17 protein-coding genes and 5 tRNA genes are annotated in these 21,928 nt (G+C 70.1%); 13 read left to right on the top strand and 9 right to left on the bottom strand.

Annotation, left to right across the window (positions count from 1 at the left end; all coding sequences use genetic code 11):
• The first annotated feature begins 58 nt into the window (after nucleotides 1-58).
• Genes ABTX60_RS15520 through ABTX60_RS15505 form a run of 4 tightly spaced genes read left to right on the top strand, consistent with a single transcriptional unit; the run spans nucleotide 59 to nucleotide 3,148 of the window.
• Nucleotides 59-553, top strand: coding sequence for a hypothetical protein (locus ABTX60_RS15520; RefSeq protein ID WP_352097546.1), 495 nt, complete (start codon nucleotides 59-61; stop codon nucleotides 551-553).
• Nucleotides 550-1,443 (top strand): serine hydrolase domain-containing protein, encoded by an 894-nt coding sequence (locus ABTX60_RS15515; protein ID WP_352097545.1) that lies wholly within the window; start codon nucleotides 550-552, stop codon nucleotides 1,441-1,443. Before ABTX60_RS15520 ends, ABTX60_RS15515 begins: the two co-directional genes overlap by 4 nt.
• Nucleotides 1,440-2,891 (top strand): phytoene desaturase family protein, encoded by a 1,452-nt coding sequence (locus ABTX60_RS15510; protein WP_352097544.1) that lies wholly within the window; start codon nucleotides 1,440-1,442, stop codon nucleotides 2,889-2,891. The genes ABTX60_RS15515 and ABTX60_RS15510 overlap by 4 nt, the downstream gene beginning before the upstream one ends.
• Nucleotides 2,888-3,148 (top strand): hypothetical protein, encoded by a 261-nt coding sequence (locus tag ABTX60_RS15505; protein ID WP_352097543.1) that lies wholly within the window; start codon nucleotides 2,888-2,890, stop codon nucleotides 3,146-3,148. The genes ABTX60_RS15510 and ABTX60_RS15505 overlap by 4 nt, the downstream gene beginning before the upstream one ends.
• A 76-nt stretch (nucleotides 3,149-3,224) precedes the next feature.
• On the opposite strand, the gene ABTX60_RS15500 is transcribed toward ABTX60_RS15505, so the two are convergent.
• The 5 genes from ABTX60_RS15500 to ABTX60_RS15480 form a co-directional block, all read right to left on the bottom strand.
• On the bottom strand, nucleotides 3,225-4,199 hold the full coding sequence (locus ABTX60_RS15500; RefSeq protein ID WP_502992326.1) for a helix-turn-helix transcriptional regulator: 975 nt from the start codon (nucleotides 4,197-4,199) through the stop codon (nucleotides 3,225-3,227).
• A 518-nt stretch (nucleotides 4,200-4,717) separates the two neighbouring features.
• Nucleotides 4,718-4,790 (bottom strand) — tRNA-Lys (locus ABTX60_RS15495).
• Nucleotides 4,791-5,009: 219 nt separating this feature from the next.
• Nucleotides 5,010-7,142: a DEAD/DEAH box helicase gene (locus ABTX60_RS15490; protein ID WP_352097541.1), complete on the bottom strand. Its 2,133-nt coding sequence runs from the start codon at nucleotides 7,140-7,142 to the stop codon at nucleotides 5,010-5,012.
• A gap of 330 nt (nucleotides 7,143-7,472) precedes the next feature.
• Nucleotides 7,473-8,006: a hypothetical protein gene (locus ABTX60_RS15485; protein ID WP_352097540.1), complete on the bottom strand. Its 534-nt coding sequence runs from the start codon at nucleotides 8,004-8,006 to the stop codon at nucleotides 7,473-7,475.
• An 87-nt stretch (nucleotides 8,007-8,093) separates the two neighbouring features.
• A complete protein-coding gene (locus ABTX60_RS15480) occupies nucleotides 8,094-8,444 on the bottom strand; it encodes a metallopeptidase family protein (protein ID WP_031137833.1) in 351 nt (116 codons plus the stop codon).
• 83 nt (nucleotides 8,445-8,527) lie between these two features.
• Here ABTX60_RS15480 and ABTX60_RS15475 point away from each other — a divergent pair, with 83 nt between their 5' ends.
• From ABTX60_RS15475 to ABTX60_RS15445, 7 genes are all read left to right on the top strand, one after another.
• Nucleotides 8,528-10,102: a metallophosphoesterase family protein gene (locus ABTX60_RS15475; RefSeq protein WP_352097539.1), complete on the top strand. Its 1,575-nt coding sequence runs from the start codon at nucleotides 8,528-8,530 to the stop codon at nucleotides 10,100-10,102.
• A gap of 80 nt (nucleotides 10,103-10,182) precedes the next feature.
• Nucleotides 10,183-10,255 (top strand) — tRNA-Glu (locus tag ABTX60_RS15470).
• A 35-nt stretch (nucleotides 10,256-10,290) separates the two neighbouring features.
• A tRNA-Asp gene (locus tag ABTX60_RS15465) sits at nucleotides 10,291-10,365 on the top strand.
• Nucleotides 10,366-10,389: 24 nt separating this feature from the next.
• Nucleotides 10,390-10,463, top strand: a tRNA-Phe gene (locus ABTX60_RS15460).
• 212 nt (nucleotides 10,464-10,675) lie between these two features.
• Entirely contained in the window at nucleotides 10,676-14,620 is a 3,945-nt protein-coding gene (gene hrpA / locus ABTX60_RS15455; protein WP_352097538.1) for an ATP-dependent RNA helicase HrpA, read from the top strand.
• Between the two features lie 93 nt (nucleotides 14,621-14,713).
• Nucleotides 14,714-14,788, top strand: a tRNA-Asp gene (locus ABTX60_RS15450).
• Between the two features lie 187 nt (nucleotides 14,789-14,975).
• Nucleotides 14,976-15,149 carry a DUF6274 family protein gene (locus ABTX60_RS15445; protein WP_352097537.1) on the top strand — a complete coding sequence of 58 codons (174 nt, stop codon included), beginning with the start codon at nucleotides 14,976-14,978 and terminating at the stop codon, nucleotides 15,147-15,149.
• Between the two features lie 463 nt (nucleotides 15,150-15,612).
• On the opposite strand, the gene bldC is transcribed toward ABTX60_RS15445, so the two are convergent.
• Both bldC and ABTX60_RS15435 read right to left on the bottom strand, forming a co-directional pair.
• Nucleotides 15,613-15,819, bottom strand: coding sequence for a developmental transcriptional regulator BldC (gene bldC / locus ABTX60_RS15440; RefSeq protein WP_003949541.1), 207 nt, complete (start codon nucleotides 15,817-15,819; stop codon nucleotides 15,613-15,615).
• 599 nt (nucleotides 15,820-16,418) lie between these two features.
• Complete coding sequence (locus tag ABTX60_RS15435) at nucleotides 16,419-17,264, bottom strand: DUF8083 family protein (RefSeq protein WP_352097536.1); 846 nt, start codon at nucleotides 17,262-17,264, stop codon at nucleotides 16,419-16,421.
• A gap of 222 nt (nucleotides 17,265-17,486) precedes the next feature.
• Between ABTX60_RS15435 and ABTX60_RS15430 the strand changes: the two genes are divergently transcribed.
• Nucleotides 17,487-18,587 carry a Leu/Phe/Val dehydrogenase gene (locus ABTX60_RS15430; protein ID WP_352097535.1) on the top strand — a complete coding sequence of 367 codons (1,101 nt, stop codon included), beginning with the start codon at nucleotides 17,487-17,489 and terminating at the stop codon, nucleotides 18,585-18,587.
• A gap of 311 nt (nucleotides 18,588-18,898) precedes the next feature.
• A complete protein-coding gene (locus tag ABTX60_RS15425) occupies nucleotides 18,899-19,150 on the top strand; it encodes a DUF3073 domain-containing protein (protein ID WP_352097534.1) in 252 nt (83 codons plus the stop codon).
• 83 nt (nucleotides 19,151-19,233) lie between these two features.
• Here the strand turns inward: ABTX60_RS15425 and purM are convergent, their stop codons facing one another.
• Both purM and purF read right to left on the bottom strand, forming a co-directional pair.
• Nucleotides 19,234-20,301 carry a phosphoribosylformylglycinamidine cyclo-ligase gene (gene purM, locus ABTX60_RS15420; RefSeq protein WP_352097533.1) on the bottom strand — a complete coding sequence of 356 codons (1,068 nt, stop codon included), beginning with the start codon at nucleotides 20,299-20,301 and terminating at the stop codon, nucleotides 19,234-19,236.
• Nucleotides 20,302-20,346: 45 nt separating this feature from the next.
• Nucleotides 20,347-21,876: an amidophosphoribosyltransferase gene (gene purF, locus ABTX60_RS15415; RefSeq protein WP_352097532.1), complete on the bottom strand. Its 1,530-nt coding sequence runs from the start codon at nucleotides 21,874-21,876 to the stop codon at nucleotides 20,347-20,349.
• Nucleotides 21,877-21,928: the final 52 nt, after the last annotated feature.

The following is a 21,928-nucleotide window of genomic DNA, read 5'->3' as shown; positions in this document are numbered from 1 at the left end:
GCGCGCCCGACCGGGCCGCCCGTCCGGACGGGACGTACGACACGAACGGGAGTCAACTGTGGCGATGGTCGGACTGTTCTGGATCACCGCGGACGCGGTGTACGTGGGTGCCCCGCCGGGCACCGAGGGCCGCGGAGTCCGGCTGACCGAGAAGGGCGTGGAGGCCGGCGCGGCCGGTGACCACCGGGTGTGGACGTGGGAGGAACTGCGCTCCGCGACCGTCGAGGGCGCCCCGGTGCGCAGCGCTTCCCGCCGACGGCTGGCGCTGGCCGTGGAGGTCGTCCTCACGGCGGCACTGGGCGGCACCGGCGAACCGCCGGAGATGCTGCTGCGACTCGAAACCGCCTCCGACGCGCAGGAGTTGGCCGTCCACTCGGCCGCCGCCGGTGCGTACGACAAGGAGGAGGTCGCCCTCTCCCAGGATCTGCTCGCCCGGTTCGTCGACGGCGACGCGTCTCCCCGGACGCTCATGGCGTGGTGCCGGGACACCGGCGATACGACCCCGAAGTCACCCGAGCGTCAGGCGCTGCTGCGGAACTGGACCGGCGGATGAGGCGGTTCCCGCGCCCCGCTCCACTATGCGCGATCTCCGGCACCGGCCCCGTACGGGCCGAACACGGCCACGCCCCGGACGCGTACGTGGAGATCGGCTCCGTCACCAAGGCGCTCACCGGAACCCTGCTGGCACGGCTGGCCGACGCCGGGCGACTCGACCCCGACGACCGGCTGACCGAATGGCTTCCGGCCGTTCCCACCGGGTCGGAGATCACGCTCCGGCAGTTGGCGGACCACACATCGGGCCTGCCCCGCTTGCACCCGCAGCCGTCGTCGACCGACCCCCGCGACCCGTACGCGACCCTCGACTCCGAGGAGTTCGACAGGATCCTGCGGCATCTCGACACCATCGCCGCGCGGAAGCCGGGCTCGGGCGAGGAGTACTCCAACCTCGGCTACGCCGTCCTCGGCGCCGCCCTGGAGGCGGCCGGCAGTGGCACGTACGAAGAACTGCTGCGCACGTACGTACTCATGCCGCTCGGCGTCGACGAGGTCACCGCCCGCCCGCCCGCCGACCGGACGCTGACGGCCCGCGGCCTGTTCGGGCGGCCCCGCGCCCCCTGGACCATGACCGGACCGATCCTGCCCGCGGGCGGCCTGTATGCCACCCCCCGGGCCGTGGCGGAGCTCGTGAAGGGCATGCTGGTGGACCGTGCACTGGGCGAACCGGCGGTGTCCTGGCAGAGCGCGGGCGAGCTGCGCTGGCACAACGGAGCGACGCGGGACGCGTCCGTCTTCGCCGGGGCCTTCCCCGGCACCACCACCTGGGCAGTCGTACACCGGCTCGGCGGCCGGCCCGACCGGACGGACCGGGTCGGGCTGAAACTGCTCGCCGAGGCCAAGCAAGCCACGCAGGGCCGAGGACCCGAGAGGCCGGCAGCCGGATGACGGACTTCGACGTCGCTGTCGTCGGCAGCGGCCCCAACGGACTCGCCGCCGCGGTCACCATGGCCCGCGCCGGTCTGCGCGTCGAAATCCGCGAACGTGCCGACGACATCGGCGGCGGGCTGCGCACCGCCCCACTGTTCGACAGCGAGGTCGCGCACGACATCTGTGCCGCGGTGCACCCCATGGCCCCCGCCTCGCCGTTCTTCCGCGAGTTCGGCCTCGCCGCCCGCGGGGTGGAACTCCTCCACCCCCCGATCGCCTACGCCCAACTCATCGACGAGCGAACCGTCGCACTGGCGCACCGCGACCTCGCAGCCACCTGCGCCGGACTCGGCGCCGACGGTGTCCGGTGGCGCAGGCTCATGGAGCCCCTGGTCGCGCACACCACAGGCGTCGTCGACTTCATACTGTCCGGGCAGCGGTCCTGGCCCGACGACCTCGCCGCCCCGGCACTGCTGGCGTCGCGCGTCCTGCGCCACGGCAGCCCCTTCCACGGGTTCGCGACCGAGGAGGCGGCCGCGCTGCTCACCGGCGTGGCCGCGCACGCGGTCGGGCGGCTGCCCAGCCTCGCCTCCGGCGCCACAGCTCTGCTGCTCGGGCACCTCGGCCACAGCACGGGGTGGCCGCTGCCGAAGGGCGGCAGCGGCGCCATCGCCCGCGCACTCGCCGACGACCTGGTGGCGCACGGCGGCCGCATCCGCACCGGAGCGCCTGTCGCCGACGTGCGGGAGCTCCAGGGCGCACGGGCCGTCCTGCTGGACGTGGCGCCGAAGGGGTTCCTCGCCCTCGCCGGGGACAGGCTGCCGGCCCGCTACGCAAAGGCCCTGGCGCGCTTCCGGTACGGCCCCGGCGCGGCGAAGGCGGACTTCCTGGTCTCCGCGCCGATCCCCTGGCGCAACCCCGAGGTCGGCCGCGCGGGCACGGTTCACCTCGGTGGCAGCCGCGCCACGATGCTGCGACAGGAGACCCTCGCAGCACGCGGTGTCCCGACCACCGAACCGTTCGTCATGCTCGTCGATCCCGCCGTCACCGACCCCCGGCGGGAAGTACGGGGAAGGCGGCCGGTCTGGGCGTACGCGCACGTGCCCAACGGCGACACGCGTGATCCACTGCCGATGATCCGGGCCGCGATCGAGCGGCACGCACCCGGCTTCACGGACACGGTCCTGGCCGAACGGGCCGTCACCGCCGCGGGCTTCGAGGCGTACAACCCGAACTACGTGGGCGGCGACATCCTGGCGGGGGCCATCACGCTCACCCAGTCGCTGCTGCGCCCCGTGCCCCGGTTCGACCCCTACCGGACCCCGCTGCGCGGGGTGTACCTGTGCTCGGCATCCACACCGCCCGGCCCCGGCGTGCACGGCATGTCCGGCTACTGGGCCGCGCGTTCCGCCCTTCGGCGCGAGTTCGGCATCCGTACGACTCCGGTCCTCGGCCCCGCCTCATGAGCCGCGGGAACGCCGGCACCGAGGCGGAGATCCATGTCGTGCGCGTGGCCGCGGACTCGCCCGCCGCTCCCCTGGTGGTGATCCGCCTGCTGGCCCTGCTGCCACCGGAATGGCCCTGCTCCACGCATGTGTCGGCGGACCGGATCACACTGCGGGTCGGGGCCGGTCCGGATACGGCGCACGCGGCCGTGGCCGGGGCGCTGCGGGACCGCGCGCTGCGTGGCTGGTCCCTGCCCGACGCTCAGCTTGTCCTTTAACCTCTGTCCGCCCGGGTCTGCGGGTGCCTCTCCGCTGGGGCGTGGCGATTCTCCGCAGGCTCGCACGGGTGAGGCGTCAGATCCAGCCGCGCTCACGAGCCAGGAGAGCGGCCTGCGGCCGCCCCGCCGCGCCGAGCAGCTGCATCAGGTCGGCCACGTGGCGGCGGTAGGTGCGGACGGAGATGCCGAGTTCGCGGGCCCCGATCTCGTCCTTGCTGACCCGGCACATCGATTCCAGGACGCGCTGTTCCAGCTCGGTCGGCTGGTCGCGGCCGTCACCGTCCTCGTCGTACGGCGGAAGAGGCTCCGCCTCGCTCCAGATCTTCTCGAACAGGGCGAGCACATTGGCGACGAGACCGTCCTCACGGACGAGCAGTGCGCCACGAGCGGTGTCGTCGGGGTCCACAGGCACCAGGGCGATACTGCGGTCGTAGACGAGGATGCGCTCGGTGACGGTCTGCGCGACCCGGATCTGCGCGCCCTGCGAGGCGAGTTCGCGCAGGTAGCCGACGGTGGGCGGATGGTCGAGCGCCGTGCGCGGCAGGACACTGCGGATCCGCACACCGCGCCGCAGGCAACGCTGGTCGAGGGGACGGGCGTGGGCGATGTTCTCAGGCGTCAGCTCGACGTACGGCTCGACCGAGAGGATCTCCTCGCGCGCGAAGAAGGCCAAGTCGTCGATCCGGGCGCGGATCCGCTCCACGTCCGCCAGCCGCTCGATACGCGGAGCGGAAACGGCCTCCCGGGGCTGCTCCTGGCGCAGCTCGGCGACCAGGTGCCGGGCTTGCGTGACCCGGGCGAGCTCCCTGTGGAGCTCCCGCAGACACAGGTCGGTGAGGCGCTCCACGGTGGTCTCCGGGTCCACGGCTGCGAGCGCGCCCGGCCCGGTGCGGTTCAGCACCCCCAGCGCGCACAGGCGGCGCACGCTCTCGCCCACCTCACGCCGGTCCAGTCCCAGCAGTGTGTGGATCTCATCGTCGGAGGTGTCCGGATTCCTCAGGAAGTGCCGGTACACGGCCTCTTCAGGGGCGGAGAGCCCGAGCCCGGACATGTCCAGTCCCATTGCGTCGCCCCCATTCATACGCAGCCCCGACCGACTCTGCGCACGGCGGACAGGATGGTCGGTCCCGCCCCGGCGTGCGGCCGCTGCGCGATCGGGAGTCTAACCCGCCCGGACATCAGGCGAGTTCGGCGTCGGGTGGGCCGGTCGCATGTCGTCGTCCTGCGCGGGCGAGGCGACGCCGCCCGGTGCGCGACGTCGTGCGCCGCACGGCCGGCGGGGAAGCCCTGGGCTACTGGTCGATGACCAAGGTCATGAGCCACCGCCCGGCCGGGCCACCCCGACAGCACCGGCCAGAGCAGCCCCTCACGCCACACGGGCGGCCGTCGTCGAGGCGGCGGGGAACTCACGACGTCATGGCACGTGAGTGACGCGCACCACGGTGGCGTCACCGCCATACCCGCACCCCGCGCCCAGCCACCACAAAAACGCAGCGGCGCCCCAGCCAGCCGAAGCAGGCCCGAGCGCCGCATCGCAGGTCAGAGGGGATTCTCCCCTCCCCGCGTCCGTAGGCCCTGTGGGACTCGAACCCACAACCAATGGATTAAAAGTCCACTGCTCTGCCAATTGAGCTAAGGGCCCAGGCGATGTTGCCCCCACGAGCATAGCCGGAGGACGCCGAGTCTCCGATCGGGTATCCGGGTCCCGGTCGTGGCGAAGGGACGAACAAGGCCGATGAAGGCCGCCAAACGACCGGTTCGGGCGCATCCGCACGACCCCCCGGACAGCCCGCGCCCGGACGACGAAGCGCCGTGGCCCACCCGTTGGGAAGGGGGCCACGGCGCTCCTCAGGCGCTGATGTCAGCCGTTGCGCTTCCAGCGCGGCTTGTCCTCGCGGCGCTGGAACGAGCCGCCACCGCGGTGGTCGTCACGACGGCCGTACGGGCGGTCGTGGCCGGGGCGGTCGTGGCCAGGGCGGTCGTGCCCGCCGGAGCGGAAACCCGGACGGTCGTCACGGCGGTCCCGGTTGAAGGGACGGTCGCTGCCCCGGTGCCCGCCGCGCTCGTCACGGCGGAAGCCACCCCGGTCACCGCCGCGGTCGCGGTTGAACCCGCCACGGTCGTCACGACGCTCGAACGAACGGCCACCCCGGTCACCGCCGCGGTCACCACGGTCGTCCCGGCGGAAACCACCGCGCTCGCCCCGGTCACCACGGTCGGCCCGGTCGTCACGACGGAAACCACCGCGGTCACGGTCACGGTCGAAGGAACGGCCACCACGGTCGTCACGACGCTCGAACGAACGGCCACCCCGGTCACCGCCGCGGTCGCGGTTGAACCCGCCACGGTCGTCACGACGCTCGAAGGAACGGCCACCCCGGTCGTCACGACGCTCGAACGAACGGCCACCCCGGTCCCCGCCGCGGTCACCACGGTCGTCCCGGCGGAAACCACCACGGTTGTCGTCACGACGCTCGAAGCCACGGCCACCACGGTCGTCGCGGTCCGCCCGGTCGACGTCCTGCGCCGCCGGCTGCTCGGGCACGGACACCTCGGCCGCCGCGGCCACCACCGCCGCCTGGGCCTCGGCCACCGCGGCCTCGGGGTCCTCACCCTGCTCGCGGGCGATCCGGGCGACCAGGCGGTCTGCCTCCTCGCGCAGCTCGTTCGCACGCCGCTGCGCCCGCTCCAGCTCCTTGGTGAGCTGGGCGACCTCACGCTCGGCCTGCTGCGCCGCGTTGCCCACGGACTCGGCCTGGACCTCGGTCATCGACCGGGCGCCGGTGATCTCGGCGACCTCCGGGTCGAAGGCGCCGGCGCCCTGGATGATGTGGCGCGAGGCGTCGACGCCCGCGTCCTCCATCAGCCGGAAGATCTGACGGCGCTGGTGCGGCAGGGACAGCGACACGACGGTGCCGGAGCGGCCCGCACGCGCGGTCCGGCCGGACCGGTGCAGGTAGTCCTTGTGGTCACCGGCCGGGTCCACGTTCAGTACCAGGTCGATGCCGTCGACGTGGATACCGCGGGCGGCGACGTCGGTCGCGACGAGCGCGTTGACGTAGCCCTTCTTGAAGTCCTCCAGCACGCGGGTGCGCGCGCCCTGCGTCATGCCGCCGTGCAGCGCGTCGGCCTTCACACCGGAGTCGCACAGCTGCTCGGCGATGCGGTCGGCGCCCAGCTGGGTGCGGACGAAGATGATCGTGCGGCCCTTGCGGGAGGCGATAGCGGCGGTGACCGGCGCCTTGTCCTTGGGCTTCACGATGAGGATGTGGTGCGACATGGTCGTGACGTTGCCCTGGGCGCTGTCGACCTCGTGCGAGACCGGGTCGACCAGGTAGCGCTTGACCAGCGTGGAGATCTCGTTCTCCATCGTGGCCGAGAACAGCATGCGCTGGCCGCCGGCCGGGACCTGGTCGAGCAGCTCGGTGACCTCGGGCAGGAAGCCCAGGTCGGACATCTGATCGGCCTCGTCGAGGACGGCGACCTCGACGTTCTCCAGGGAGCAGGCGCCACGGTTGATGATGTCGCGCAGCCGGCCCGGGGTGGCGACGAGGATGTCGACGCCGCGCTCCAGGGCGTAGATCTGGTTGCCCATCGACGTACCGCCGCAGACGACCTTCATCTTCAGGCCGACGACATCGCCGTACGGCTGGAGGGCGTCCGCGACCTGCATCGCGAGCTCGCGGGTCGGGGTGAGGATGACCGCGCGCGGCTTGTGCTTCTCGGTGCGGCCGCCGGCGAGACGCGCCAGGGTCGGCAGACCGAACGACAGGGTCTTGCCGGAGCCGGTGCGGCCACGGCCCAGGATGTCCTTGCCGGCCAGGGCGTCCGGGATGGTCGCGGCCTGGATCGGGAAGGGGGTGGTCACACCGTTCTGCGCGAGCTTGCGCACAACGCCCTCAGGCAGACCGAGGTCCGCGAAAGTGACCTCGGGGGCGTCTTCGACTGCCTCGTTCTCGGGCACGACGACGTGATCAGTACTGGCGATGGACATGCGAATGCGAAACCTTCCGGAGTCTCAGTCGGCACGCGCCCGTCAACTCCGTGATTCGCGAATCGCAATACGACCGCCTCAATGCGGTCCACCACGGCAAGGGAGAGTACGCGCCACACGGCGCGCTCTGCAGTGGCGCCGGGCAAGATGGGATCAAACGATCTGCCACCATACGCACTCCGGGCCCCATAAGGCAAACCGGACCGCGCAGGAGACAGTGGACCACTGCCCGACGGCCGGACAGCATCCAAGCCTGCACAACCACCCTCCGGCCGGGATTGTTCCCGCCCCGGAGGAAAAACTTCCCACCCCACCCGCACACCCCCGCCCCTACGCCGGCGAGCCCGCCTCCGGCGCCGGCTCCCGCTGCTCGAGCTGCGGCCCCGGCGGCTCGTGCGCCGACGACGACGGCTCCGGCGTCGGCTCGGGAGACGCCGTCGGCTCCTGCGGCGTCGGCGTGGGCTCCGGCTCGGCCGTCCGGGTGGGCGTCGGCGGCGCCGGCGGCTTCGGAGTCGGCCGGGCCGGCTTCCCCGGCTGCTCACCCCCCGGCTCGCGCGGGCTCACCTCGGCGCTCGGCGACACCTCGGGCGCAGCCGACTTCCCCGCCCCGCCGCCCTTGCCCTTCTCGTCCTTCCGGCCCTTGCCGCGCCCCCGCTCACCATCAGGGCCGACCGCACCCGGACCGCCGCCGCCCCCCGACACCGCCCGACCGCCGTCGGACGCCTCGCCGGCCCGCTGCCCCGCGGAGTGCGACGGCTTGACACTCCCGCCCGCGTCGTCGTCGCCGACACTCATACAGCCGGCGGCAGCGGCAACCGCCACGACCGTGACGGCCAGTCGGACGGGTACGTACAAGGGGCGCACGGGGCCACCTCCGGAACGGGTGATGAAGTCAACACCTCCAACTCCCGCCGCCCACAAGAGGACACGCGGCCCGCATTCACAACCCGGTCAGCCGTACCCCAGGGCGTGAAGACGCTCGTCGTCGATGCCGAAGTGGTGCGCGATCTCGTGCACCACGGTGATCTCCGTCTCCGCGACGACGTCCTCCCGCGACTCACACATCCGCAGCGTCGGATTGCGGTACACCGTGATCCGGTCCGGCAGCACACCCGCGTACCACTCACCCCGATCGGTCAGCGGAGTCCCCTCGTACAGCCCGAGCAGCTCGGGATCGTCCGCCGGCGGCTCGTCCTCGACGAACACCGCGACGTTGTCCATCAGTCGCGTCAACTCCGGCGGGATCCGGTCGAGCGCCTCGGCGACCAGCTCCTCGAACTCCTCGCGCGTCATCTCCAGCACAGGCCCATTGTCGGCCACGACCCCGCCCTACGAGAGCCTCCCGGCGCCGCATATCCGGCCGCGGACTTGGGCATACGGGATCAATGGCCCGCGTCCCCGCCGCAGTCCTGAGTGTCCTGAACCCGATCCGCAAGATCCCGCAAGCCCTCACCCGCCGCTACCGCTCCCGCCAGGCGCCCACCACCATCGAACTCGTCGCACAGCCGCACCCGTGGACCCGCGCCGCGGGCCTCGTGGCCGTCGTCCTCTGCGGCGCATGGCTGGGACTGCTGGTCGTGGGCAACGTCCGGGTCCCGGTCGGCCCCATGGACACCACGATGACGCTGCGGCCGTCGTTCACCGGCGGCACAAAGATCAACGTCTCGCCCCTCGGCGCCCTGCAGCTGGACAGCCACATCGCGCCCGTCCGCCTGGACGTGAACGTCGACCAGCTCGACCCCGACCGCTCCCAGGCCCTCGTCGACCACCCCGAACGCCTCTCCGGCCTCCAGGACGAAGTCGCCGCGGACGTCGGCCGCGGCACCCTCGACCTGGCCGTACGCTCCGGCGTCGCCGTCGTCGCAGGAGCCACCACCCTCGGCCTCGCCGTCTACCGCCGACCCCGCCGCGCCCTGGCCGCCGGAGGCCTCGCCCTCACCCTCCTCGCCGCCTCGGGCGGCACGGCCTACGCCACCTGGCGCCCCGACTCCGTCCTGGAACCCAAGTTCTCCGGCCTGCTCACCTCGGCCCCCTCCCTGGTCGGCAACGCGCGCAGCATCGTCACGGAATTCGACGTCTACCAGAAGGAATTGGCCCGCCTCGTCACCAACGTCACCAAGCTCTACGACGCCACCTCGACCTTGCCGGCCTACGCCCCCGATCCCTCCACGATCCGGGTCCTGCACGTCTCCGACATCCACCTCAACCCGGCGAGCTGGAAGATCATCGCCTCGCTCGTGAAGCAGTACAAGGTCGACGTGATCGTCGACTCCGGCGACACGATGGACCACGGCACCGCCGCCGAGAACGGCTTCCTCGACCCCATCGAGGACCTCGGAGCCCCCTACGTCTGGGTCCGCGGCAACCACGACTCGATGATCACCCAGCGCTACATGCGAAACCTGAAGAACGTCCACGTCCTGGACGACGGCAAGGCACAGACGATCAAGGGCCTGCGCTTCGCCGGCATCGGCGACCCGCAGTTCACCCCCGACCGCTCGCAGCAGACCGGCGCCCGGCAGTCCCAGGAACTGGCCGGCGCCCGCCTCGCCACGGCCCTGCGCGACCAGAGCACCGCCGGCACCCCCGTGGACGTCGCCATCGCCCACGAACCCTCCGCCGCCCGCGAGGTCGACGGCGAGGTGCCCCTGGCCCTGGCGGGCCACCTGCACCACGACGAGATGGAGCTGCTGCCCTACGGCACCCGGCTGCGCATCGAGGGCTCCACGGGCGGCAGCGGGCTGCGCGCCATCGAAGGCAAACACCCCGACCCCATCGAGGCGTCGATCCTGTACTTCGACCGGGACACCCGCCATCTCCAGGCCTGGGACGAGATCGAACTGGGCGGCCTCGGCCTCACGACGGCGGAGGTCAGCCGCCACCTCCCGAAGGAGAACCAGCCCGGCGCGACACCCTCCCCCGGCACCCCCTCGGAGACCGCCACGTCGGCCTCCCCCTAAACCGTTTTGGCGATAGCTCCCGCCATCCCATATGCTTCTCACGTCCCCGACGCGCTGAGAAGCGCGCAGGCGGGCCGATAGCCCTCATCGTCTAGCGGCCTAGGACGCCGCCCTTTCAAGGCGGTAGCACGGGTTCGAATCCCGTTGGGGGCACGCACCACCCTGTGCGACACTGTCGTACGAAGCTTGGTCCTGTGGAGCAGTTTGGAGTGCTCGCCACCCTGTCAAGGTGGAGGCCGCGGGTTCAAATCCCGTCAGGACCGCTGAGGTTTCACGTGAAACCTCGTGGCTGGGTAGCTCAGTTGGTACGAGCGATCGCCTGAAAAGCGATAGGTCGCCGGTTCGACCCCGGCCCCAGCCACAGCCAAGGCCCCGATCTTCGGATCGGGGCCTTGTTTTATGCACGAGCTTCCCGTTCAGGGAATCTAGGGTGCGGCCGAGGGGCCGGTCAGGTGATCGATCTCCGGCCACTCGATCGAATGGCTGCTCGATCAGGCGCTCGAAGGCTGTCCGCACGCTCTGCTCGAAATCCGTTCGCCTCTGTTTTGCGGGGGATGAGATCCTGGATCCCGTATGTCTACGCACCCTGCCCCCGCCCTCGGCGCCCTCGCCCCCCGCCTGACCGAGCTGTCGCTGCGCGACGCGCACCGGCTCGGGCGCAGGCTCGAAGGTGCGCGCAAGATCCGTAAGCCCGAGGCGCGGGCCGCTGTGCTCGCCGAGATCGAGGCGGAGGTCGGCAGGGCCGAGGAGCGGATGGCCGGCCGGCGTGCCCTCGTGCCCGAGGTCACGTATCCCGAGCAGTTGCCGGTCAGCCAGCGGAAGGACGCGATCGCCGACGCCATTCGCGATCACCAGGTCGTGATCGTCGCCGGTGAGACCGGTTCCGGCAAGACGACGCAGATCCCCAAGATCTGTCTCGAGCTGGGGCGCGGTGTGCGGGGCATGATCGGGCACACGCAGCCCCGCAGGATCGCGGCCCGGACGGTCGCCGAGCGTGTCGCCGAGGAGCTGGACACCCCGCTCGGCGAGGCCGTGGGATGGAAGGTCCGTTTCACCGATCAGGTCGATCCGGACGCCACCTTCGTCAAGCTCATGACGGACGGCATCCTGCTGGCCGAGATCCAGACCGACCGCGAATTGCGTGCCTACGACACGATCATCATCGACGAGGCACACGAGCGGTCTCTCAACATCGACTTCCTGCTGGGGTACCTCGCCCAGTTGCTGCCGAAGCGCCCCGATCTCAAGGTCGTCATCACTTCGGCCACGATCGACCCCGAGCGCTTCTCCCGGCATTTCGGTGACGCCCCGATCATCGAGGTCAGCGGCCGTACGTACCCGGTGGAGGTCCGTTACCGGCCGCTGCTGGAGGAGGAGGGCGACGACGCCGACCGCGATCAGATCACCGCGATCACGGATGCCGTGGAGGAGCTCCAGAGGGAGGGGAAGGGCGACATTCTCGTCTTCCTCTCCGGTGAGCGGGAGATCCGGGACACGGCGGACGCCCTCACCAGGAAGAACTACCGGTTCACGGAGATCCTGCCGCTGTACGCCCGGCTCTCCCATGCGGAGCAGCACCGCGTCTTCCAGCAGCACACCGGCCGCAGGATCGTTCTGGCCACGAATGTGGCCGAGACGTCGCTGACCGTCCCGGGCATCAAATACGTGATCGACCCCGGCTTCGCGCGGATCTCGCGGTACAGCCATCGCACCAAGGTCCAGCGGCTGCCCATCGAGCCGGTCTCGCAGGCGAGTGCCAACCAGCGCAAGGGCCGCTGCGGGCGTACGTCGGACGGCATCTGCATCCGGCTGTACAGCGAGGACGACTTCAATGCCCGGCCGGAGTTCACGGACGCGGAGATCCTCCGGACGAACCTCGCTTCCGTGATCCTGCAGATGACCGCGGCCGGCCTCGGCGACATCGAGAAGTTCCCCTTCATCGACCCGCCGGATCACCGCAACATCCGCGACGGTGTCCAGTTGCTGCAGGAGCTGAACGCGCTCGATCCGGCGCAGAAGGACCCACGCAAGCGGCTCACGGACACCGGCCGGAAGCTGGCGCAGCTGCCTGTCGACCCGCGGCTGGCCCGGATGGTCCTGGAGGCGGACCGGAACGGCTGTGTGCGCGAGGTCATGGTGATAGCCGCCGCGCTGTCCATCCAGGATCCGCGTGAGCGTCCCGCCGAGAAGCAGGCCCAGGCCGATCAGCAGCACGCCCGCTTCAAGGACGAGACCAGCGACTTCCTGGCCTACCTGAACCTCTGGCGCTATCTCCGCGAGCAGCAGAAGGAGCGCGGGTCGTCGTCCTTCCGCCGGATGTGCAAGCAGGAGTACCTGAACTTCCTTCGCATCCGCGAATGGCAGGACATCTACACGCAGTTGCGCACGGTCGCGAAGCAGATGGGCATCCAACTCAACGAGGATGACGCCCCGGCCGACCGTATCCACCTCTCCCTGCTGGCCGGTCTTCTGTCGCACGTCGGCATGAAGGACGTGAAGGACGGCGCGAAGAACGAGTATCTGGGCGCCCGGAACGCCAAGTTCGCGGTCTTCCCCGGCTCGGCCCTCTTCAAGAAGCCTCCGCGGTTCGTGATGTCCGCCGAGCTCGTCGAGACCTCCCGCCTCTGGGCGCGTGTCAACGCGAAGATCGAGCCCGAGTGGGTGGAGCCCCTCGCCGCGCACCTCGTGAAGCGGACGTACAGCGAGCCGCACTGGGAGAAGGACCAGGCCGCGGTGATGGCGTACGAGAAGGTCACGCTGTACGGCGTGCCGATCGTGGCGCAGCGGAAGGTCAACTACGGGCGGATCGACCCGGAGATCAGCCGTGAGCTGTTCATCCGGAACGCGCTGGTGGAGGGGGACTGGCGCACGCACCACAAGTTCTTCTCGGACAACCGCCGTCTCCTGACGGAGGTCGAGGAGCTGGAGCACCGGGCCCGGCGCCGGGACATTCTGGTCGACGACGAGACCCTGTTCGACTTCTACGACCAGCGGATCCCCGAACACGTGGTCTCCGGGGCCCACTTCGACTCGTGGTGGAAGCGCAAGCGGCACGAGCAGCCCGATTTCCTCGACTTCGAGCGCGAGATGCTCATCAACGAGAAGGCGGGCGAGGTCACCAAGGCCGATTACCCCGACTCGTGGCGTCAGGGGAATCTGAAGTTCCGGGTGACGTACCAGTTCGAGCCGGGCGCGGACGCCGACGGCGTGACCGTGCACATCCCGCTCCAGGTCCTCAACCAGGTCACGGACGAGGGCTTCGACTGGCAGATCCCGGGGTTGCGCGAGGAGCTGGTGACGGAGCTGATCCGGTCCCTGCCCAAGCCGATCCGGCGGAACTACGTCCCCGCGCCGAACTTCGCGAAGGCGTTCCTGGACCGGGCCGTCCCTCTCCAGGAGCCCCTCACCGCGACGATGACCCGTGAGCTGCGGCTCATGGTCGGCGTGCCCTTCGAGGCGGACGACTTCGACCTGTCCAAGGTCCCCGACCATCTGAAGATCACGTTCCGGATCGTCGACGAGCGGCGCCGCAAACTGGCCGAGGACAAGGACCTGGAGGCGCTGAAGCTCCAGCTGCGCCCGAAGGCCCGCAAGGCGCTCTCCCAGGCGGCCGCGGCGACCGCGGAACGCTCCGGTGGTGAGTCCCTGGAGCGCTCGGGTCTGACGGACTGGACGATCGGCACGCTCACCCGGGTCTTCGAGACCCGTCGGGCCGGTCAGCCGGTGAAGGCGTATCCGGCGCTGGTCGACGACGGCGACACGGTCTCCGTGCGCCTCTTCGACACGGAGGCGGAGCAGGCGCAGGCGATGTGGAAGGGCACGCGTCGGCTGATCCTGCGCAACATTCCGGTGAACCCGGCGAAGTTCACGAGCGATCGCTTGACGAACGCGCAGAAGCTGGCCCTGTCCGCCAATCCGCACGGCTCGATCCAGGCTCTGTTCGACGACTGCGCGATGGCCGCTGCCGACAAGCTGATCGGGGACTTCGGCGGGCCGGCGTGGGACGAGGAGTCGTACCGGAAGCTGTACGACAAGGTGCGTGCCGAGATCGTCGACACGACCGTCCGTACGGTGGATCGGGTGCAGCAGGTCCTGGCGGCATGGCAGGCCTGTGAGCGGCGTCTGAAGGCCGTACGCAGCCCGGCGCTGCTGGCGAACCTCCAGGACGTACGGGGGCAGCTGGACGCCCTCGTGAGGCCGGGCTTCGTGACGGAGGCGGGGCTGCGGCGCATGCCGGACCTGATGCGCTATCTGGTGGCGGCAGACCGGCGTCTGCAGCAGATGCCGACGAACGTCCAGCGGGACACCACGCGGATGCAGAAGGTCCACGAGATGCGGGACGAGTACGCCTGGCTGCTGGAGCAGCTGCCGCAGGGCCGGCCGGTCCCGTCGTCGGTGCTGGACATCCGCTGGATGATCGAGGAGCTCCGGGTCAGCTATTTCGCCCACGCGCTGGGCACGGCGTACCCCGTCTCCGACAAGCGGATCGTGAAGGCGATCGACGCGGCGGCGCCGTGACGGGCTCGGCACGCAGGGTGAGTTCGACCCGGGACTCACCCTCCTGTACAGTCTCTTCTCGCAGCGCAACGCACGAATAGCGCCGCGAAACCTGGTCCTGTGGAGCAGTTTGGAGTGCTCGCCACCCTGTCAAGGTGGAGGCCGCGGGTTCAAATCCCGTCAGGACCGCAGTGAAAGAGCCCGGATCTTCGGATCCGGGCTCTTTGTGTTGCGCTCTGGCCCTTGAGATGGGTCTTTCGTGTGCCCTGACCTCCGCGTCTCCCCTCGGGCCCCCACACGCCGTCTTGACGCCCCCTCAATCCGCCGGTACCCCAGAACCAGGGCCGTTCCCCGTACGGCCTCCTGGAGGTGGGGTATGGCGGCAGCGGTCAGGCACGAGACGCGGGCGCTGCTCCGCGCGCACCTGTCGGCCGCGTCGTCGTACCGGCACCTCACACGGCGCTGCCCGATCTGCCACCGGCTGCTGCGGCTCGCGATGGAGTCAGCGCCGCGCACCGGCCGGGAGGACGAGAGCCCGGCTCCGGCTTGATCCACGAACGGCGCCAACACCCGTACGGACGCGGGCCGCTGGAGAGGGAGGCTCCTCTACCGCACGCGAGGCGGAGCTAACAAGCCGCTTGGTATGTGACGGGTGTCACCGCATGAGTTTTGGAAAGTGGGTTACTTACACCCCTCCTACAAAGGGTCAATTTAATATGTGCAATTGCACCCTGTCCGGGGTGCCGCGCGCACAGGGGATCCGACACCCCTCCCCAGGCTTCTACACGGCCGCGCACAGCCGGATCGACAGAACCGTCGTGGGCGCACAAAAAAGATCGCGCTGGACCCGGCGGAGTCCAGCGCGATCGACGACGCACCCTGTTGTATGCCTGAGAAGCTCTGACTGGCGTGGGCGTGGGGCCTGTTGGGGCAGGACCCGCGTCGCTTGGAGCTGCGGTCCGGGCGCCGCGACCAGTGGGGGACCAGCCGGTTTTGCCCGGTTATTCAGTTGTTCAGGCCTCGCTGCGCTGCTGCGGGATGCCCGCGAGCAGCGCGCGGACCTCGGCCTCGCGGTAGCGCCGATGCCCGCCGAGCGTGCGGATCGACGTGAGCTTGCCGGCCTTCGCCCACCGCGTGACCGTCTTCGGGTCCACACGGAACATGGTGGCGACCTCAGCCGGGGTCAGCAGCGGCTCGGCATCAGGGGTGCGAGCGGTCATGAGCGGCCTCCTCGGGAGAACCGAACCTTCTCGGTTCTTTCCTCTAAATTCTGCACCTTGACCCGCGTTGCCCGAAATGGCGGACGCGAGTCGAGTCGGTTATAGGACGAACGGCTTGTCCTCGGCACTACAACTACACCATCTGTCCAGCCGCGTCGGCCAAACCGATGGAATTGCCCCTCCAGGTGTTCATCAGCGACGGAAGCCGATGGACCATGCCATAGCGGACAGTCACACCGCTGTGACGATCAGTCACAGGGCGATCAGGAAGTCACCAGACCCCCCAAAGCGTGCAATGCTGAGATTCCGCCCATAGTGCAGCACCATGGGACGGAAGGAGTCCTCCCCGGACTCCTTGTCCTATTTTGGCATGAGGAGGGGCAAGGGACGCAAGAGCCTCGAACGTGTAGTCCGTCACGCTTGGCCTACATGAGAGGTCTGCCCGGATCGGGCCCTACGTCCCTTGTTGACGAAGCCTCAGGAGACGCACGGCCCGCTTCAGGAACTCGGTGCGAGGACGAAACCCCAAATCGGGCGGTTCGTCAAACGTCAGTTCGTGACCGAATGCGAGCGGTGTGTACGGAGATCAAGGTCAGGGGTCAGTTGGCCGACCGGAGATCCCGCACGGAACGCCAGCGCTCCACGAGCCGGGCGTACGCCTTTCCCGCGGCCTCCCCGTCGCCCCTGCGCAGGGCGGCGATGCCCTCGGCCACGTCCGCGGCCGAGTGATCGTCCTCCAGCGTCCCCGCCGGCAGCGCGTGCACCAGACCGCCGTAGTCCAGCTCCACGAGGGAGCGCGGGTGGAACTCCTCGAGCCAGCGCCCGACGTCCGTCAGCCCGTCGATCAGCGGCCCCTCGTCCATGGCCTCCCTCAGGGCGCGCAGGCCCCGGGCCACACGCCGGCGGGCCTGGACCATGGGGGTGCGGTAGCGCAGCACCGGCGGTCCTCCGGCCGAGGCGCCGCTGTCGTACTCGCGCTCCTCGTCGGAGACCAGGACGAACCAGTTGATCGGGACCTGCCAGGTGGCCGTACGGATCCACGGCCGGGCGTCCGGGTTGATGGCGAGCCAGCGCTCGTAGTCCTGGGCCGCCTGACGCCGCAGGACGGGCGGCAGGACCGCGTCCATGACCGGCCGGGGGAGCTCCTCGGACAGCTCGTCCAGAGCCAGCCAGCCGCGCAGCCGGGTGCGCCAGGGGCAGACGCAGACGACGCCGTCGACGTCGAGCACGAAGGCGTCCTCGCTCTCGTGTACCGGCACCGGGACCGGCGGGACGGGTGCCAAGTCGGCCAGGGCACGGCGGAGTTCGTCCTGGTACGTGGGGCGGTCGGCCCGGCGGGCGTAGCGGGCCCACTGGCTGCGCTCCGGCTCGGGGAAGGCGGCCAGCGGTTCGTACACGCGCAGGTAGGTCGCGTAGGGGACGATCACCGGGGTCACCTTGGGCACGCCTGCTCCCTCCCCCGCGCACCGCCGCGAAAACCTGCGGAACCCACTCACGATCGCGCGGGAAATCTATGCAAATCGTCGCACGGGTGTACTCCGGTCGGAGGTGATCCTGTGCTCTGTGCGGTCGGCGGGCCCGCCAGGCTCTAATCTCATGCTCAACAGTCCCCGCCACCCGCACGAGGGCTGGTCTCCACCCGCCGCACCTACTCAGGAGTCACCACAGTGACCGACGTAACCGGCGCACCTGCTGATGTACTGCACACCCTGTTCCACTCGGACCAGGGCGGACATGAGCAAGTCGTGCTCTGCCAGGACCGGGCGAGCGGCCTCAAGGCCGTCATCGCCCTCCACTCCACCGCCCTGGGCCCCGCGCTCGGCGGTACGCGCTTCTACCCGTACGCGAACGAGGCCGAGGCCGTCGCCGACGCGCTGAACCTCGCCCGCGGGATGTCGTACAAGAACGCCATGGCCGGTCTCGACCACGGCGGCGGCAAGGCCGTGATCATCGGCGACCCGGAGAAGATCAAGAGCGAGGAGCTGCTCCTCGCCTACGGCCGGTTCGTGGCCTCGCTCGGCGGCCGGTACGTCACCGCCTGCGACGTCGGTACGTACGTCGCCGACATGGACGTCGTGGCCCGCGAGTGCCGCTGGACGACCGGCCGCTCCCCCGAGAACGGCGGCGCCGGAGACTCCTCCGTCCTCACCGCCTACGGCGTCTACCAGGGCATGCGCGCCTCCGCTCAGCACCTGTGGGGCGACCCCTCGCTGCGGGCCAAGCGGGTCGGCATCGCCGGCGTCGGCAAGGTCGGCCACCACCTGGTGGAGCACCTGGTGAAGGAGGGCGCCGAAGTCTTCGTCACGGACGTGCGCGAGGACGCCGTGCGGCGGATCACCGAGCGGCACCGCGACGTGATCGCGGTCAGGGACACCGACGAGCTGATCCGCGTGGACGGTCTCGGCATCTACGCCCCCTGCGCGCTGGGGGGTGCCCTGAACGACGACACCGTGCCCGTGCTGACCGCCGAGGTGGTCTGCGGCGCCGCGAACAACCAGCTCGCCCACCCGGGCGTGGAGAAGGACCTCGCCGACCGCGGGATCCTCTACGCGCCGGACTACGTGGTGAACGCCGGCGGTGTCATCCAGGTCGCCGACGAGCTGCACGGCTTCGACTTCGAGCGGTGCAAGGCGAAGGCGTCGAAGATCTTCGACACCACGCTGGCCATATTCGCACGTGCGAAGGAGGACGGCATTCCGCCGGCCGCGGCGGCCGACCGGATCGCCGAGCAGCGGATGCACGACGCGGCCCGGGCCCGCCGGGCCTGATGACCGCGGGCTGATCCCGGGCGCCTCGTACGTTTGGCCGGTACCCGTCGGTGGGCAGTTAGAGAGAACTCTCACTTCTACCGGCGGGTCGACCGCCGATAAGTGGTTAAAATCGCGGTTGACCAGCGAGGACGGGGCGCCTCGAAGGTCCTGGGCGCGGGCACGTCATGCGGGCGACGTACCGTATGGGCCCGGGCTCAGGTACCGTGGAAGCCCTACGGACCGGTCTCTCCGCGGAGAGTCCGTGCCGGACCATGAACGCGTGTCAAGACTCTGGGGCCGTCGAGCCCCGTCGTTGAGGGGGTCGAGCCATGGGGCGCGGCCGGGCCAAGGCCAAGCAGACGAAGGTCGCCCGCCAGCTGAAGTACAACAGCGGTGGGACTGACCTCTCACGCCTGGCCGAGGAGCTGGGTGCATCGCCTTCGAATCCGCAGCCGCCTAACGGCGCGCCGCCGATCGAGGACGATGATCAGGACGACGACCTGTACGCACGGTACGCCGACCTCTATGAGGACGACGACGACGAGGACGGCCAGTCCTCGCAGCATCGTCGCGGCGCTTGACCCTGCACTAGAGCATTAACCCGGTCGGTGATTCCGGTCACCGACCGGGTTCTGTGCTGCCCGCAGGGCCATGACCCCGTGTCTCAGCTCGCGTAGTCACCGATCAGGGCGGCACCAGTCGTGTGCTCGCCCCGGTTCGTGATCTCTCCGGCCACCCAGGCGTCCACGCCGCGGTCGGCGAGGGTCGTCAGGGCCACGTCCACGGACTCCTGCGGCACGATCGCGATCATGCCGACGCCCATGTTCAGGGTCTTCTCGAGCTCCAGACGCTCGACGCTGCCCGTGCGGCCGACGAGGTCGAAGATCGGGTCGGGGGTCCAGGTGGAGCGGTCCACGATCGCGTGCAGGTCGTCGGGGATGACCCGGGCGAGGTTGGCCGCGAGGCCGCCGCCGGTGATGTGGCTGAAAGCGTGCACCTCGGTGGTGCGCATCAGGGCCAGGCAGTCCAGCGAGTAGATCTTCGTGGGCTCCAGCAGCTCCTCACCGAGGGTGCGGCCGAGCTCCTCGATGTGCGCGTCCAGCGCCAGGCCCGCCTGGTTCAGCAGGACGTGGCGGACGAGGGAGTACCCGTTCGAGTGAAGACCGGAGGACGCCATGGCGATCACCGCGTCACCCGTCCGGATGCGGTCGGCGCCGAGCAGCCGATCGGCCTCCACGACGCCCGTACCGGCGCCGGCGACGTCGAAGTCGTCCTCGCCCAGCAGGCCCGGGTGCTCGGCCGTCTCGCCGCCGACCAGGGCGCATCCGGCCAGTACACAGCCCTCGGCGATGCCCTTGACGATGGCGGCGACCCGCTCGGGGTGGACCTTGCCGACGCAGATGTAGTCGGTCATGAACAGCGGCTCGGCACCGCAGACCACGATGTCGTCCATGACCATGGCCACCAGGTCGTGGCCGATGCTGTCGTAGACGCCCAGCCGGCGGGCAATGTCGACCTTGGTGCCGACGCCGTCCGTGGCGGAGGCGAGCAGCGGCCGCTCGTAGTTCTTCAGGGCGGAGGCGTCGAAGAGGCCGGCGAAGCCGCCCAGGCCGCCGAGGACCTCGGGGCGCTGGGCCTTCTTCACCCACTCCTTCATCAGTTCGACGGCGCGGTCGCCCGCTTCGATGTCGACGCCCGCGGCTGCGTAGCTGGCACCAGTTGTGTCAGGCATGACGATGAGAACCTTCGTGTTGTACGGCAGGTGGTACGGGCCGTCTTACGGGCGGCGGATCGCGTCGGCGGCGGCCGTGGCGGCCGGGCCGGCGGCCAGCTCCGTCTCCAGCAGCTGCTTGCCGAGCAGCTCGGGGTCCGGGAGCTCCATCGGGTACTCGCCGTCGAAGCAGGCGCGGCAGAGGTTCGGCTTGGCGATGGTGGTCGCCTCGATCATGCCGTCGATGGAGATGTAGGCCAGGGAGTCGGCGCCCAGGGAGGTGCCGATCTCGTCGATCGTCATACCGTTGGCGATGAGCTCGGCGCGGGTGGCGAAGTCGATGCCGAAGAAGCAGGGCCACTTCACCGGCGGCGAGGAGATCCGGATGTGGACCTCGGCGGCGCCCGCCTCGCGGAGCATGCGGACCAGGGCCCGCTGGGTGTTGCCGCGCACGATCGAGTCGTCGACGACGACCAGGCGCTTGCCCTTGATGACTTCCTTCAGCGGGTTCAGCTTCAGGCGGATTCCCAGCTGGCGGATGGTCTGCGAGGGCTGGATGAACGTCCGGCCGACGTAGGCGTTCTTCACCAGGCCGTTGCCGAAGGGGATGCCGGAGGCCTCCGCGTAGCCGATGGCGGCGGGGGTGCCGGACTCCGGCGTCGCTATCACCAGGTCGGCCTCGGCCGGGGCCTCCTTCGCCAGCTTGCGGCCCATCTCCACGCGGGAGAGGTACACGTTCCGGCCGGCGATGTCGGTGTCCGGGCGGGCCAGATAGACGTACTCGAAGACACAGCCCTTGGGCTTCGCGTCCGCGAATCGGGAGGTCCGCAGGCCGTTCTCGTCGATGGCGACGAACTCGCCCGGCTCGATCTCGCGGACGTAGCTCGCGCCGCAGATGTCGAGGGCGGCGGACTCGGAGGCGACGACCCAGCCGCGCTCCAGCCGGCCGAGGACCAGCGGGCGGATGCCCTGCGGGTCGCGGGCCGCGTACAGGGTGTGCTCGTCCATGAAGACGAGCGAGAACGCGCCCTTGACCTTCGGGAGGACCGTGTGTGCGGCCTCCTCGATGGTCAGCGGCTTGCCGTCCTCGTCGACCTGGGCCGCGAGGAGCGCGGTGAGCAGGTCGGTGTCGTTGGTCGCCGCGACGCGCGGGGTGCGCCCGCCTTCCTGCTTGGGCAGGTCGGCGACCATCTCGGCGAGCTGGGCGGTGTTGACGAGATTGCCGTTGTGGCCGAGCGCGATGGATCCGTGTCCGGTCGCGCGGAAGGTCGGCTGGGCGTTCTCCCAGACGGAGGCACCGGTGGTCGAGTAGCGGGCGTGACCGACCGCGATGTGACCCTGGAGCGAACCGAGGGAGGTCTCGTCGAAGACTTGCGAGACCAGGCCCATGTCCTTGAAGACGAGGATCTGTGAGCCGTTGCTGACCGCGATTCCCGCGGATTCCTGGCCTCGATGCTGGAGGGCGTAGAGCCCGAAGTACGTGAGCTTGGCGACCTCTTCGCCCGGAGCCCAGACACCGAAGACGCCACAAGCGTCCTGGGGGCCCTTCTCACCGGGGAGCAGGTCGTGGTTGAGTCGTCCGTCACCACGTGGCACGCCACCGAGTGTAGGCGAGGTCGACCACTGGTCCGAATTGGGGATACCGGAC

The organism is Streptomyces sp. NPDC126510, from assembly GCF_040302345.1.
In the GTDB taxonomy this organism is placed as follows: domain Bacteria; phylum Actinomycetota; class Actinomycetes; order Streptomycetales; family Streptomycetaceae; genus Streptomyces.
This window is presented reverse-complemented; position numbering and strand designations above follow the sequence as displayed.